The organism is Dyella acidisoli, assembly GCF_030160295.1.
GTDB classification, from domain to species: domain Bacteria; phylum Pseudomonadota; class Gammaproteobacteria; order Xanthomonadales; family Rhodanobacteraceae; genus Dyella_B; species Dyella_B acidisoli.
Window position 1 is genome coordinate 154,922 of record NZ_BSOB01000061.1, and the last position, 13,686, is coordinate 168,607.

Sequence of the window (13,686 nt, forward strand, 5' to 3'; positions counted from 1 at the left end):
CGAGGTCTCCACCAAGGACGGAGGTGGCCGTGCAAGAACTTGGTTTTGTACGGACGATAAGCGCGGGAACGGCGGAGAAAGAATCACGATGTCGGACGTCACAATCAAACAACTCGCTCAGGTTTTGGGCATGCCCGTTGACCGGCTGCTGACGCAGCTCGGCGAAGCGGGTATGAAATTCTCCAATCCGGAGCAGGTCATCAGCAGCACCGAGAAGGTGAAACTGCTGGGCTTTCTGCGCCGCACGCATGGCAAGGTCGATGCCGCGCCTGAAGCGGACGATTCCTCGCCACGGCAAATCACCCTCAAGCGCCGCAAGATCAGCGAGCTGAAAGTCTCCACGCCGGGCGGCCGCGGCACCTCCAGCAGCGCCAAGACGGTGAATGTGGAAGTGCGCGCCAAGCGCACCTACGTCAAGCGCAGCGTGATCGCCGAGGAAGCGAGCGCGGAGCCAGAGCGCGAAGAAGCCTTGCGCAGGCTGCAGGAGTCCCAGCACCAGCGCGAGCACGAAGAACAGGAGCGCGCCGACGCCGAGCATCGGCGCCAGGAAGAAGCGCGCCAGCGTGCTGAAGAGGAAGCCGCACGGCGCGAAGCCGAGGCGGTCGAGCGTGCACGTCAGGAAGCCGCAGCACGGGCTGCCGCCGAAGCGCAGCAGGCTGCGCAGGTCGAGCAGCAGCAACAGCAACAAACGAGAGTTGTGGAAGAAGAACCGGTGCGTACGCCGGAACCGGCTGAGCCGAAGGAAGAGAAAGTGCCCGAATCACCGGCCGCCGTGCAGCGTATCGATCCCAACTCGTTGGGCATGATCTTGCCGCGCATCCATGAGCCGCGTAAGCGCGAGAAGAAACCCGTTGCAGTGGCGCCCGCTCCGGCCCCTGCGCCCGCCCCGGCCCCCGCACCGAGCAGCGGCGCCGATCGCGGCAAAGTGCGCCACGGCGCCGGTGCCGGCGCCCGTGATCGCGACGATGCCGTGGGTGGCAAGCGTTTCGCCGCAGGCGAACTGCATCTGTCCGAAGCCGACCGCGCGCGCCGTTCCAGCAAGCGCGGCAAGCCCCACAAGGCAGCTTCGCGCGAAACCGGGCGTGGCGGCGCATCGGCGGCGGCCGGTGCGCATGGCTTCTCCAAGCCGACGGCACCGGTGGTGCGCGAGGTGGTGGTGGGCGACGCCAACGTCGTCGCCGAGCTCGCGCAGAAGATGGCGGTCAAGGGCTCCGAGGTGGTCAAGGCCCTGTTCAAGATGGGCGTGATGGCTACCATCAACCAGACCATCGACCGTGACACCGCCATGCTGGTGGTGGAAGAACTTGGCCATAAGGCGGTGGAAGCCAGCGAGCAGGGCGCCGAAGCCGCTTTGGCAGCGCACACGCAAAGCGCCGAATTGGAGGGCGAGCGCGTGTCGCGCCCGCCGGTGGTCACCATCATGGGCCACGTCGACCACGGCAAGACCTCCCTGCTCGACTACATCCGCCGCACCAAGGTGGCTTCGGGCGAAGCCGGTGGTATCACCCAGCACATCGGTGCCTACCATGTGGAAACGCCGAAGGGCGTTATCACGTTCCTGGATACGCCAGGCCACGCCGCTTTCACCTCGATGCGTGCACGCGGCGCACAGTCGACCGATATCGTCGTGCTGGTGGTCGCTGCTGATGACGGCGTGATGCCGCAAACGCAGGAAGCCGTGCAGCACGCACGCGCCGCCAAGGTGCCGTTGATCGTCGCGATCAACAAGATGGACAAATCCGACGCGAACCCGGACCACGTAAAGCAGGGCCTCGGCGTTCTCGAGGTGATCCCGGAAGAATGGGGTGGCGACACGCCATTCGTACCGGTGTCGGCCAAGACTGGTATGGGTATCGACAACCTGCTCGACGCCATTTCGGTGCAGGCCGAAGTGATGGAACTCACTGCGGTGGAAGATGGCCCGGCCTCCGGTGTGGTGATCGAATCCAGTCTGGACCGCGGGCGTGGTCCGGTCGCCACGGTGCTGGTGCAGCAGGGCACGCTCAAGCGCGGCGACTTTGTCGTCTGCGGTATCGAGTACGGCCGCATGCGCGCGCTGATCGATGAAACGGGCAAGACGGTGCAAGAAGCTGGTCCGTCGATTCCTGTTCAGGTGCTTGGCCTCTCCGGCGTGCCGGAAGCGGGCGACGACTTCGTGGTGGTGGCTGATGAGCGCCTGGCTCGCGAAGTGGCGGCCGAACGTCAGTTGAAGCGCCGCGAGACGCGCATGGTCAGCAAGGCCAATCGCCTCGAGGACATTATGGCGCAGATGGGCCAGACGTCCGAGCAGCAGACGCTCAACATCCTCGTCAAGGCCGACGTGCAGGGCTCGGTGCAGGCCTTGCGCGAATCGCTGAGCCAGATCGGCAACGAAAGCGTGAAGGTGAACGTGATCGCTGCCGGCGTTGGCGGCATCACCGAATCTGACGCCACGCTGGCAGCGGCTTCGAAGGCACTGATCATCGGCTTCAACGTGCGCGCCGACGCCTCGGCCCGCAAGGTGATCGATACGGCGGGTCTGGACGTTCGCTACTTCTCGATCATCTATGACGTGATCGATCAGGTGAAGCAGGCAGCTTCCGGTCTGCTCGGCGTGGAAGTGCGCGAGGAAATCATCGGCATCGCCCAGGTGCGCGACGTGTTCCGCAGCTCCAAGTTCGGCGCCGTGGCCGGCTGCATGGTGACGGAAGGCATGGTGAAACGCAGCAAGCCGATCCGCGTGCTGCGCAACAACACCGTGATTTTCCAAGGCGAACTGGAGTCGCTGCGCCGCTTCAAGGATCTGGTCGACGAAGTGCGCAACGGCATGGAATGCGGTATCGCCGTGAAGCAGTACAACGACGTGAAGGTGGGCGATCAGATCGAATGCTTCGAGCGTATCGAAGTCGCCCGCACGCTGTAATCCACGCGACAACTCCCTCTCCCCTTCGGGGAGAGGGTTGGGGTGAGGGGCCAATCTAGCCTCGAACTCGATGACCTCTCATCGTCATTCCGGCCTGCGCCGGAATGACGAACAAGCAATACCTTTCCAGCGAATATTTCTCTGTCACAACGATCATCCGACACATGCCATCCCGTGATTTCAAACGCACTGACCGTGTAGGCGCCGAACTCCGCCGTGAGTTGGGCACGCTGGTGCACGCTGCCGTGCGCGATCACGGTTTGCCGTCGTGCAGCGTGTCCGACGTGGAAGTGACGCGTGACCTGGATTGGGCGACGGTGTGGGTCACCGCACTGTTGCCGCACCAGTCGAAAGAAGCGGTGAAAGCGCTCAACGAACTGGCGATCGAGTTTCGCCGTTCTTTGTCGCGCAGCATGCGCCTGCGCCGCGTGCCGGAACTACGCTTCAAGTACGACGATTCGGTCGATAAGGGTGAGCGCATCGATCAGTTGCTGCGTGAGAGCCCGTTATCGGACTCAGACGGCAGCGACGACTAAATCGCAGCATCTATTTCTCGCCGCTAATCCCGCAACAGCGGGGTGACTTCAAACATTGCCGCGTACCTCATGAGCCGCCGCCGCAAACGTCCCGATACCCGCGATCTGCACGGCATTCTGCTGCTCGACAAACCGTTGGGACTGAGCTCGAACAAAGCCCTGCAGATGGCGATGGCCATTTTGCGAGCGGCCAAGGGGGGGCATACAGGTGCACTCGATCCCCTGGCTACGGGGTTGTTGCCGCTGTGCTTCGGCGAAGGCACCAAGCTGGCGGGCAGCTTGCTTGGTTCGCGCAAAGCCTATCTCGCCGAATGCCGCCTAGGTGTCACTACCACCACGGCGGACCTGGAAGGTGAGGTCGTTGACCAGCGTCCGGTCCCGGCCTTGGACGAAGCCGCCATCGAGGTTGCCCTGAACACATTGCGAGGGCGCATCGTGCAGATACCGCCGGTGTACTCCGCGCTGAAACAAGATGGTGAGCCGCTCTACCTCAAAGCTCGCCGTGGCGAGGCTGTGCAAGCACCGCCACGCGAGGTGGAGATCGACCGGCTGGAACTCGTTTCCCGTACCGAAGACAGCTTGACGCTGCACGTGGAATGCGGCTCGGGCACCTACATCCGCAGTTTGGCGGTGGATTTGGGTGAAAAGTTGGGCTGCGGCGCCCACCTCACAGCCCTGCGGCGCCTGTGGGTGGAGCCTTTCCGTACCCCGACCATGATCACTCTGGACCAACTGCGCGAGGCGGCCGGACAGGGCAATGACGTCGCCGACCGGCTGGTGCTCCCCCTTGCCGCCGGAGTGGCGGATTTGCCGGCACTGCACCTGGATGCCGATGCCGGCCACGCAGTCTCACGGGGGCGTCAGATTGATTGGCCCGCGACCCAGCCGGCTGTGCGTTCGGCGGCTTTCACCAGCGATGGGCGTCTGCTGGCTCTGGTCGATTGTGATGAACAAGGCCGAGTACGCATCCTTAGGGGCTTCAATCTGCCCGCAGTGACTTAACACGTTATGTGATGCTCTTGTTGCAATACACCGGCCCTCGGTACAATAACGCGCTTGATTCAACACTTTCACTCAACTGTCGGAGCTTGCGCAACGTCATCAGGCGGTGACGTTGCGCAAGTTCCGCATCTGTTTTTTTAAGGAAGACACCATGTCCCTCACTGCAGAACAGTCCAGCAAGATCATTGCTGATTTCGGCCACGCGCCGAACGACACCGGCTCCACGGAAGTGCAGGTTGCCCTGCTTTCCGCTCGCATCGAGCACCTCACCGATCATTTCAAGACGCATAAGCAGGATCATCACTCCCGTCGTGGTCTGCTGAAGCTGGTGAACCAGCGCAAGCGCCTGCTCGGCTACCTGAAGGATCGCGACCTGGGTCGCTATCAGAGCCTGATCGAGCGCCTCGGCCTGCGTCGTTGATTTTTGCGCTCATCCATGATCGCAAGATCAAAAAGCAGCCATCCATGGCCGCATTTTTTAAATCAGGACATCCAAAGTGGCGAAAGTAACCAAGTCATTCCAGTACGGTAATCACGAAGTCACACTGGAGACGGGCGAAATCGCCCGCCAGGCTTCAGGCGCCGTCATGGTCAGCATGGGCGGCACCGTGGTGCTGGTCACCGTGGTGGCCGCTGCCAAGGCGAAAGACGGGCAGGATTTCTTCCCGCTCACCGTCGATTACGTCGAGAAGTTCTACTCCGCCGGCCGCATTCCAGGCGGTTTCTTCAAGCGCGAAGGCCGCCCGACCGAGAAGGAGACGCTCACCTCGCGTCTGATCGATCGTCCGGTCCGCCCGCTGTTCCCGGAAGAGTTCAAGAACGAAGTGCAGGTCATCGCCCAGGTGATCTCGCTCAATCCGGAAATCGACGGTGATATTGCCTCCATGATCGGCGCCTCCGCTGCGTTGAGCCTGGCCGGCATTCCGTTCAAGGGCCCGATCGGTGCCGCCCGCGTGGGCTACGCCAACGGCCAGTATCTGCTGAACCCCACGGTCAGCGAGCTCAAGACCTCCGATCTGGACCTGGTCGTCGCAGGCACAGCCAACGCCGTGCTGATGGTGGAATCCGAAGCCAAGCTGCTCAGCGAAGAAGTGATGCTGGGCGCGGTGGTGTACGGCCACCAGCAAATGCAGGTGGTGGTCAATGCCATCAACGCATTTGTCGCCGAAGCTGGCCGCAAGGCGTTCAAGTGGGAAGTGCCCGCACGCAACGATGCGCTGTTCAACGACATCCAGGGCATCCTCGGCGATCGCCTGGAAAAAGCGTTTGCCATCCGTGACAAGCTGGAGCGTCGCGATGCCATTGCTGCGCTGAAGTCCGACATCAAGGCTGGCATCGCCGAAACCGCCGCTTCGCACGGCTGGAGCGACCTCGAAATCAGCAACGCGTTTGCGGAGATCGAATACCGCACCATGCGCGACGGCGTGCTGAAGACCAAGGTGCGCATCGACGGCCGCAAGCTGGACGATATCCGTCCGATCTCCGTGCGCGTGGGCGTGCTGCCGCGTACCCATGGCTCGGCGCTGTTCACTCGCGGCGAAACCCAGGCGCTGGTCGTGGCCACGCTGGGCACCGCACGCGACGCACAGATCATCGATGCGCCGGAAGGCGAGTCGAAGGATCCCTTCCTGTTCCATTACAACTTCCCCCCGTTCTCGGTGGGCGAAGCTGGCCGTTTCGGTGCGCCGAAGCGCCGCGAAATCGGCCACGGCCGTCTCGCTAAGCGTGGCGTGCAGGCGGTGAAGCCGGCGATGGAAGAATTCCCGTACGTCCTTCGCGTGGTCTCTGAGATCACCGAGTCGAACGGTTCGTCCTCCATGGCTTCGGTGTGCGGCTCTTCGCTCGCCCTGATGGACGCCGGCGTGCCGCTGAAAGCTCCGGTGGCGGGTATCGCCATGGGCCTGGTGAAGGAAGGTAGCGACTTCGTCGTGCTGTCCGACATCCTGGGTGACGAAGACCACCTCGGCGACATGGACTTCAAGGTGGCCGGTAGCGCCGAAGGCGTGTCCGCGCTGCAGATGGACATCAAGATCGAAGGTATCACCGAAGAGATCATGAAGTTGGCGTTGGAGCAGGCCAAGCGTGGCCGTCTGCACATCCTCGGCGAAATGGCCAAGGTGATCAGCCAGCCGCGTGCGGAGATGAGCGAATACGCTCCGCGCCTGCTTACCATCAAGATCCATCCGGACAAGATCCGCGAAGTGATCGGTAAGGGCGGTGCAACCATCCGCGCCATCACTGAAGAAACCGGCACGACCATCGACATCAGCGACGACGGCACCGTGGTGATCGCCTCGGTCAACCGCATGGCTGCAGAAGAGGCACGCAAGCGCATCGACCAGATCGTGTCGGACGTGGAACCCGGCCGCATCTACGAAGGCAAGGTCGCCAAGCTGATGGACTTCGGTGCGTTCGTGACGATCCTGCCGGGTAAGGATGGCCTGGTGCACGTTTCGCAGATTTCCAACGAGCGCGTGGAGAAGGTCTCCGACAAGCTCAAGGAAGGCGATATCGTCAAGGTGAAGGTGCTGGAAGTGGATAAGCAGGGCCGTATCCGCCTGTCCATGAAGGCGGTGACCGAAGACGAAGGCGCGAGCGTCTGAGCGCTTTTCTGACAAGCTGAAGATCGAAAACGCCCGCGCTTAGCAGCCGGGCGTTTTCATTTTTGCAAGCTCGTATTTGATAGCATTGCGTTTCACCTCGAGGATGCAGGCATGCCCGACCAGGCGAACGAGTTTATGAAGGACTACCAGGCCTTTGCGCAACAATCCTGGGAGACCTGGATGCGCTATCTGCAACAGCAATCGGGGCAGCCATCCAATCCCTTCGCCGCGGGTTTTGGCATGGGTGCCGCGGCAATGCCACAGGACGATCTGCTGACCCGCAGCTTGGCCAGCCTCAAGACTTACGGCAATTGGCTGCAGCAGGCCGCCGGCGCAGGCCTTGGCCAGACCACCAATCCCTGGCAGCAGCCGGCTGCGATGCAGTCATTCCTGGCCGCGTTCAACCAGCCTTTCACGCAGACGGTAGCGGGCATCGACAGCGCTTCCGCCTTTGGCCTGGATCACCAATGGCAGACTTGGCTGCAAGCCATGCAGCAGGCGGGCATGGCTGGTGGCATGCCAAATCAGATGGCCGCTTTCGGCATTACGCGCGAAATGCAGCTCGACCAGCAAGCGCTGGCCACTGCGATGCAGAACTATGCGCAGATCAACGCACGTTATCAGGGCCTTCTGCAGAAGGTGAACGCGGAAGGTATCGCGCGACTGCAGCAACTGCTGTCCCAGCATGGGGAACCCGGCAAGCAGGTCGAATCGCTGAAGGCGCTATACGACTTGTGGGTCGACGCCATGGAAGAGGCCTATGCCGAAATGGCGCTTTCGCAGGAATTCCGTGAAGTGTTCGGCGCACTGGTGAATGCGCAGATGCAGGTGCGCAAACTGCAACAGCAGCAGACCGAGCAGATGTGTCGCGAACTGGGCATTCCCACCCGCAGTGAAGTGGACAGCCTTGGCAAGCGCGTGCAGCAGTTACGGCGTGAACTCAAAGAAGCGCAAGCGCGCGGGCAGGGCGAAACTGCGGCGGATGATTCACTGGTCGACACCTTGCAGGCCGAAATCGCTACGCTCAAACGCGAGCTGGCGGCGAGCAAGACAACCGCGAAAGTGCGTCCGATCGAAAGCAAGGCCGGCAACGGAAACGGCAAGACGGTCACACCTTCTCAGCGCACAAAAGCCACGCGCTCTGCTGCCGGCAAGCGCAAGTAAGGAACGAGCATGCTGAATCCCTTGCCTATCGATCCGCAGCAAGCCTTCAACGAAATCGCCACTTTCCAGCGCAAACTGGCTGCTGGACTGCAGACCTTGCGTGGCCTCGGAGAGCAGGACTACGCCAATACGCCACGCGAAGCGATATACCGCGAGGACAAGCTCACCGTCTGGCACATGAAGGGCAACCACAAGCCCACCGCCAAGGTGCCGACCCTCATCGTGTACGCGCTGGTCAACACGGTGTGGATGACCGACCTGCAGGAAGACCGGTCGCTGGTGCGCAACCTGCTGGAGCAGGGCGAGGACGTCTACCTGATCGATTGGGGCTATCCCGACGGTGCAGATCGCTGGCTCACGCTCGACGATTACCTCAACGGTTATCTGGATCGTGCCATTGACGCGATCTGCAAACGTCATGACCTGGACGCCATCAACCTGCTTGGCATTTGCCAGGGCGGTACGTTCTCCTTGTGCTACACCGCCATGCACCCGGAGAAGGTGAAGAACCTCGTCACCATGGTGACGCCGGTGGATTTTCGCACCTCCGACAACATGCTTTCGCATTGGGTGCAAAACATGGACGTGGATCTGTTCGTCGATACGCTCGGCAACATTCCGGCGGAGCTGATGAACTGGGTGTACTTGATGCTGAAGCCGCTACGCTTGAATCAGCAGAAGTACGTCAGCATGGTCGATATTCTCGACAATCCGGCGGAACTGAAAAACTTTTTGCGCATGGAGCGCTGGATCTTCGATTCACCTGATCAGGCCGGCGAAGCGTTCCGCGAATTCATCAAAGAATTTTTCCAGCAGAACAAGTTGATCAAAGGCGATTTGCAAATCGGCAAGCAGCCGGTGGATTTGGGGATGATCACCCAGCCAGTGTTCAATATCTACGCCACGCAGGATCACTTGGTCCCGCCGGATGCGTCGCGTGCGCTGCAGAAGCACGTTGGCACTACCGATTACACCGAGCTTGCGTTCAAAGGCGGTCATATCGGCATCTATGTTTCCGGTCGCGCGCAGCGTGAAGTGGCGCCGGCGATTCATCAGTGGCTGCGCCAACGCGGCGCTTAGCTTTTCGCTCCCTTTCATTTTCCGAGAGAGTAGTGATTTACGTATGCCCGTCATTCCCGTTTTAGCGGGAATGACGGGCATTGGTGCACTTTCATGGCAAAACGGTCCTTTCGCGACAACCCCCTTGAAAGGCGCGAGAACCATTGCTGGTAAACTACCGCGATGACCAATCTCTCTTCCGCCCATGACACCATCCGCGCCGTGCAGTGGCGTGGCGATCATCTCCGCCTGCTCGACCAGCGTCTGCTGCCCGCGGAAGAACAATGGCTCGATTGCCGCGATTACGTAGCGGTCATTCATGCCATCAAGGATCTCGCGGTACGCGGCGCGCCGGCTATCGGCATCGCCGCAGCCTGGGGCGTCGTGCTTGCTGCGCAACAAAGCGCGCCGATGGATCAAGCGCTGGCGGAGCTGCGTGCGGCGCGACCGACGGCAGTGAATCTGATGTGGGCGCTAGATCGTATGAAGGCGCACATCGCCGCGGGCGCCGATGCTGCCGCGCTGGAACGTGAAGCGCAAATCATCCAGGACGAAGATCTTGCCGCGAACCGGCACATGGGCGAGCTGGGCGCGGCCCTGATCTTACCGGGCTCCGGCGTGATGACCCATTGCAACACCGGCTCTCTGGCCACCTCCGGCTACGGCACCGCGTTGGGCGTGATCCGTGCCGGTGTCGCAGCCGGGCGCATCGACCATGTCTATGCCGGAGAGACCCGCCCCTGGCAGCAGGGTGCACGACTCACCATGTGGGAACTGGTACGTGATGGCATTCCAGCCAAATTGATTGCCGATTCTGCCGCTTCGCACTTGATGAAGTCTGGCGCCGTGAAGTGGGTGATCGTTGGTGCCGATCGCATTGCCGCCAACGGCGATACCGCCAACAAGATTGGCACGTATCAGCTTGCGATTGCCGCGCGCCATCATGGCGTGAAGTTCATGGTGGTGGCGCCGTCGTCCACCGTGGACATGGCCACTGTGTCCGGTGACGACATCGACATCGAACTGCGCGATGCCGCCGAACTGCTCAGCGTGGCGGGCCGCCGCACTGTGGTCGAAGGCGCGCAAGCCTGGAATCCGGTGTTTGACGTTACGCCCGCTTCGTTGATCGACGCCATCGTCACCGAACGTGGCGTGATCGAACATCCCACCACTGAACGCATGAAGGCCGTGTTCGCCGCATGAGGTTGCGTCATGAAGTGATGTTGTTCGCGATCGGCGGAGCGCTTGGCTTCGTCGTCGACGCCGGCATCGTGCAGAGTCTGGTGACCTTTGCGCACTTCAATCCTTACCTTGGCCGAGTGATTTCCTTCCTCGTCGCAGCCACCGTCACCTGGTGGTGGAACCGCAGCCAGACCTTCGCCGCACGTCATAGCGGACGCTCGCTGATGGTGGAATGGCTGCACTGGATGGCCTTGATGAGCGGCGGCGCAGCGGTGAATTACATCGCCTATGTGGCCTGCCTGATCGCCTTTCCGAGCTGGCATCGATGGCCTGCGCTGGCGGTCGGCGTGGGCTCATTTTTCGCTGCTTTCGTCAATTTCGTGAGCGCTCGGACGCTCCTTTTTAGACGCGCCAAAACAGGCTCCTAACTCATTGATTGGAAAGGTGAAAATCGGGCCTTCCCAAGCGTCACTGTGGTACACTTACGAACTACCGCCTGACCCCCGCCGACAAGCGCCTGAAGCGCATGTCCCGAGGCTCTTATTCGTTACCAGGGAAGCCAATTGATGGCAGAGCTCGCCAAAGAAGTCATTCGCGTCAATATCGAAGACGAAATGCGCCAGAGCTACCTCGATTACGCCATGAGCGTGATCGTGGGACGCGCCCTTCCGGATGTCCGCGATGGTTTGAAGCCCGTGCATCGCCGTGTGCTGTTCGCCATGAACGAGCTCGGCAACGTTTGGAACAAGCCCTACAAGAAATCCGCACGCGTCGTCGGTGACGTGATCGGTAAATACCATCCGCACGGCGACGCCTCTGTTTACGACGCCATCGTGCGCATGGCCCAGCCGTTCTCGCTGCGCTATATGCTGGTGGACGGCCAGGGTAACTTCGGTTCAGTCGATGGCGACAACGCTGCAGCGATGCGTTACACCGAAGTGCGCATGGCGCGCCTTACGCACGAATTGCTGGCGGACATCGACAAGGAAACCGTCGATTTCGGCCCGAACTACGATGAAAGCGAGCAGGAGCCGCTGGTACTGCCCACGCGCGTACCGAACCTGCTGGTGAACGGTTCGGCCGGCATTGCGGTGGGCATGGCCACCAATGTGCCGCCGCACAATCTCACGGAAGTGATTTCCGCAACGATCGCGCTGATCGACAATCCGGAACTCAGCGTCGACGAGCTGATGCAGCATGTGCCGGGCCCGGATTTCCCCACTGCCGGCATCATCAACGGCGCGGCCGGCATCATCGAGGCGTATCGCACCGGCCGAGGCCGCATTCTGGTGCGTGCACGCACCGAGATCGAAACCGAATCCAACGGCCGCGAGACGATCCTCGTCCACGAACTGCCTTACCAGGTGAACAAGGCGCGTCTGATCGAAAAGATCGCTGAGCTGGTGAAGGAAAAGCGACTCGAAGGCATCTCCGAACTGCGCGACGAATCCGACAAGGACGGCATGCGCATCGTCATCGAGATTCGTCGCGATGCGATGGCCGATGTGGTGCTCAATAACCTGTTCCAGCAGACGCAGTTGCAGGTCACCTTCGGCATCAACATGGTGGCGCTGGTCGATGGTCAGCCGCGCACGCTCAACCTCAAGGAAATCCTTGAGGCGTTTATTCGCCATCGTCGCGAAGTCGTCACCCGCCGCACGATTTTCGAACTGCGCAAGGCACGTGCTCGCGCTCATATCTTGGAAGGCCTGACCGTCGCGCTCGCCAACATCGACGAGATGATCGAGCTGATCCGAACGTCCGCTTCGCCGCAGGAAGCGCGTGAGCGCATGGTGGCGCGCAAGTGGCAGCCCGGCATGGTCGCCGCGATGTTGGCGGCCGCCGGTGCGGAAGCCTCGCGTCCGGAAGATTTGGATCCGCGCGATGGTCTGAAGGCCGATGGCTATCAGCTTTCGGACACGCAGGCGCAAGAAATCCTCGCCATGCGCTTGCATCGCCTCACCGGTCTGGAGCAGGAAAAGCTCTCCGACGAATATCGCGAGATTCTCGAGACCATCCGTGGACTGATCCAGATTCTGGAAGATCCTACGCGTCTGCTCGCTGTGATCCGTGACGAGCTCGAAGTGATCAAGTCCGAATTCGGCGATGCGCGCCGCACCGAGATCCAGCCTTCGCAGGAAGATCTCAATGTGCTCGATCTGATTGCGCCGGAAGATGTGGTGGTTACCGTGTCTCACGCCGGTTATGTGAAGCGTCAGCCGGTTAGCATCTATCGCGCACAGCGTCGCGGCGGCAAGGGCCGCTCGGCATCGGCGTTGAAGGAAGAAGATTTCGTCGAACAGTTGTGGGTGGTGAACACGCACGACACGCTGCTCACCTTCACCAGCACCGGCCGCGTTTACTGGCTCAAGGTGTACCAGATGCCGGAAGCCGGCCCGAATGCGCGCGGCAAGCCGATGGTGAACCTGCTGCCGCTCGCCGAAGGCGAGAAGGTGCAGGCAGTGGTGCCCGTCCATGAGTACAGCGCGGATCGCCACGTATTCTTCGCTACCGCACAGGGCACGGTGAAGAAAACGCCACTTACCGAATTTGAGTATCAGCTGCAGAGAGGCAAGATCGCCATCAACCTGGAAGAGGGCGATGCGCTGATTGGCGTCATGCTCACTGACGGTAACAGCGACGTGCTGCTGTTTGCATCCAACGGCAAAGTCGTGCGCTTCGACGAAAGTGAAGTGCGTCCGATGGGTCGTACCGCCACCGGTGTGCGTGGCATGAAGCTCACGGACGAGGCGAAGGTTGTATCGCTGATCGTGGCTCAGGAGGGCGACATCCTCACCGCCACCGAACGCGGCTACGGCAAGCGTACCCAGCTCGAAGAGTTCCCCAAGAAGGGCCGCGGTACGCAGGGTGTCATCGGCATTCAGTGCTCCGAACGCAACGGTGCACTGGTCGCTGCGGCGCAAGTGGCCGACACGCACGAACTGATCCTGATCTCCAATCAGGGCACGCTGGTGCGTACGCGCGCGATGGAAGTGTCGCAGCTTGGCCGCAACACGCAGGGCGTTACGTTGATCCGCCTGCCGGCCGAGGAAGCGTTGGTCAGCGTGGTGCGCGTGGATGCGGATGAAAGCAATGGCGATGACGTCGAGGCGAGCGAAGGTGTTACACCCGCCCCGGATGCGCCGGATGCATCAAGCGATCCGCAGCCGAACGAATAAGTTCGGTATGGCGAAAAAGCCCCGGTTTGTCCGGGGCTTTTTCGTTTTCACTGACGATT

Annotated in this window: 10 protein-coding genes; all 10 read left to right on the top strand. The window is 61.3% G+C overall.

Going from position 1 to position 13,686, the window contains the following annotated elements:
* Positions 1 to 88: 88 nt before the first annotated feature.
* The 10 genes from infB (at position 89) to gyrA (ending at position 13,627) form a co-directional block, all read left to right on the top strand.
* On the top strand, positions 89 to 2,902 hold the full coding sequence (gene infB, locus QQJ86_RS21475) for a translation initiation factor IF-2 (RefSeq protein WP_284323020.1): 2,814 nt from the start codon (positions 89 to 91) through the stop codon (positions 2,900 to 2,902).
* Positions 2,903 to 3,066: 164 nt separating this feature from the next.
* Positions 3,067 to 3,438 (top strand): 30S ribosome-binding factor RbfA, encoded by a 372-nt coding sequence (rbfA, locus tag QQJ86_RS21480; protein ID WP_284323021.1) that lies wholly within the window; start codon positions 3,067 to 3,069, stop codon positions 3,436 to 3,438.
* Positions 3,439 to 3,507: 69 nt separating this feature from the next.
* On the top strand, positions 3,508 to 4,440 hold the full coding sequence (gene truB, locus QQJ86_RS21485) for a tRNA pseudouridine(55) synthase TruB (RefSeq protein WP_284323022.1): 933 nt from the start codon (positions 3,508 to 3,510) through the stop codon (positions 4,438 to 4,440).
* Between the two features lie 151 nt (positions 4,441 to 4,591).
* Positions 4,592 to 4,861 carry a 30S ribosomal protein S15 gene (rpsO, locus tag QQJ86_RS21490; protein ID WP_192674877.1) on the top strand — a complete coding sequence of 90 codons (270 nt, stop codon included), beginning with the start codon at positions 4,592 to 4,594 and terminating at the stop codon, positions 4,859 to 4,861.
* Positions 4,862 to 4,937: 76 nt separating this feature from the next.
* On the top strand, positions 4,938 to 7,043 hold the full coding sequence (gene pnp, locus QQJ86_RS21495; RefSeq protein WP_284323023.1) for a polyribonucleotide nucleotidyltransferase: 2,106 nt from the start codon (positions 4,938 to 4,940) through the stop codon (positions 7,041 to 7,043).
* A gap of 111 nt (positions 7,044 to 7,154) precedes the next feature.
* A complete protein-coding gene (locus tag QQJ86_RS21500; protein ID WP_284323024.1) occupies positions 7,155 to 8,207 on the top strand; it encodes a poly(R)-hydroxyalkanoic acid synthase subunit PhaE in 1,053 nt (350 codons plus the stop codon).
* 9 nt (positions 8,208 to 8,216) lie between these two features.
* Positions 8,217 to 9,287, top strand: a complete 1,071-nt coding sequence (phaC, locus tag QQJ86_RS21505; RefSeq protein ID WP_284323025.1) for a class III poly(R)-hydroxyalkanoic acid synthase subunit PhaC — start codon at positions 8,217 to 8,219, stop codon at positions 9,285 to 9,287.
* 162 nt (positions 9,288 to 9,449) lie between these two features.
* On the top strand, positions 9,450 to 10,469 hold the full coding sequence (gene mtnA, locus QQJ86_RS21510) for an S-methyl-5-thioribose-1-phosphate isomerase (protein WP_284323026.1): 1,020 nt from the start codon (positions 9,450 to 9,452) through the stop codon (positions 10,467 to 10,469).
* The gene (locus tag QQJ86_RS21515) at positions 10,466 to 10,876 is read left to right on the top strand and encodes a GtrA family protein (protein WP_284323027.1); all 411 of its coding nucleotides are present in this window, start codon (positions 10,466 to 10,468) and stop codon (positions 10,874 to 10,876) included. The genes mtnA and QQJ86_RS21515 overlap by 4 nt, the downstream gene beginning before the upstream one ends.
* 138 nt (positions 10,877 to 11,014) lie before the next feature.
* The gene (gene gyrA / locus QQJ86_RS21520) at positions 11,015 to 13,627 is read left to right on the top strand and encodes a DNA gyrase subunit A (protein ID WP_284323028.1); all 2,613 of its coding nucleotides are present in this window, start codon (positions 11,015 to 11,017) and stop codon (positions 13,625 to 13,627) included.
* Positions 13,628 to 13,686: the final 59 nt, after the last annotated feature.

Excerpts from the sequence above, each read along its gene's own strand:
- infB (WP_284323020.1), top strand. The coding sequence starts at position 89 with ATGTCGGACGTCACAATCAAACAACTCGCTCAGGTTTTGGGCATGCCC.
- rbfA (WP_284323021.1), top strand. The coding sequence starts at position 3,067 with ATGCCATCCCGTGATTTCAAACGCACTGACCGTGTAGGCGCCGAACTC.
- truB (WP_284323022.1), top strand. The coding sequence starts at position 3,508 with ATGAGCCGCCGCCGCAAACGTCCCGATACCCGCGATCTGCACGGCATT.
- rpsO (WP_192674877.1), top strand. The coding sequence starts at position 4,592 with ATGTCCCTCACTGCAGAACAGTCCAGCAAGATCATTGCTGATTTCGGC.
- QQJ86_RS21500 (WP_284323024.1), top strand. The coding sequence starts at position 7,155 with ATGCCCGACCAGGCGAACGAGTTTATGAAGGACTACCAGGCCTTTGCG.
- phaC (WP_284323025.1), top strand. The coding sequence starts at position 8,217 with ATGCTGAATCCCTTGCCTATCGATCCGCAGCAAGCCTTCAACGAAATC.
- mtnA (WP_284323026.1), top strand. The coding sequence starts at position 9,450 with ATGACCAATCTCTCTTCCGCCCATGACACCATCCGCGCCGTGCAGTGG.
- QQJ86_RS21515 (WP_284323027.1), top strand. The coding sequence starts at position 10,466 with ATGAGGTTGCGTCATGAAGTGATGTTGTTCGCGATCGGCGGAGCGCTT.
- gyrA (WP_284323028.1), top strand. The coding sequence starts at position 11,015 with ATGGCAGAGCTCGCCAAAGAAGTCATTCGCGTCAATATCGAAGACGAA.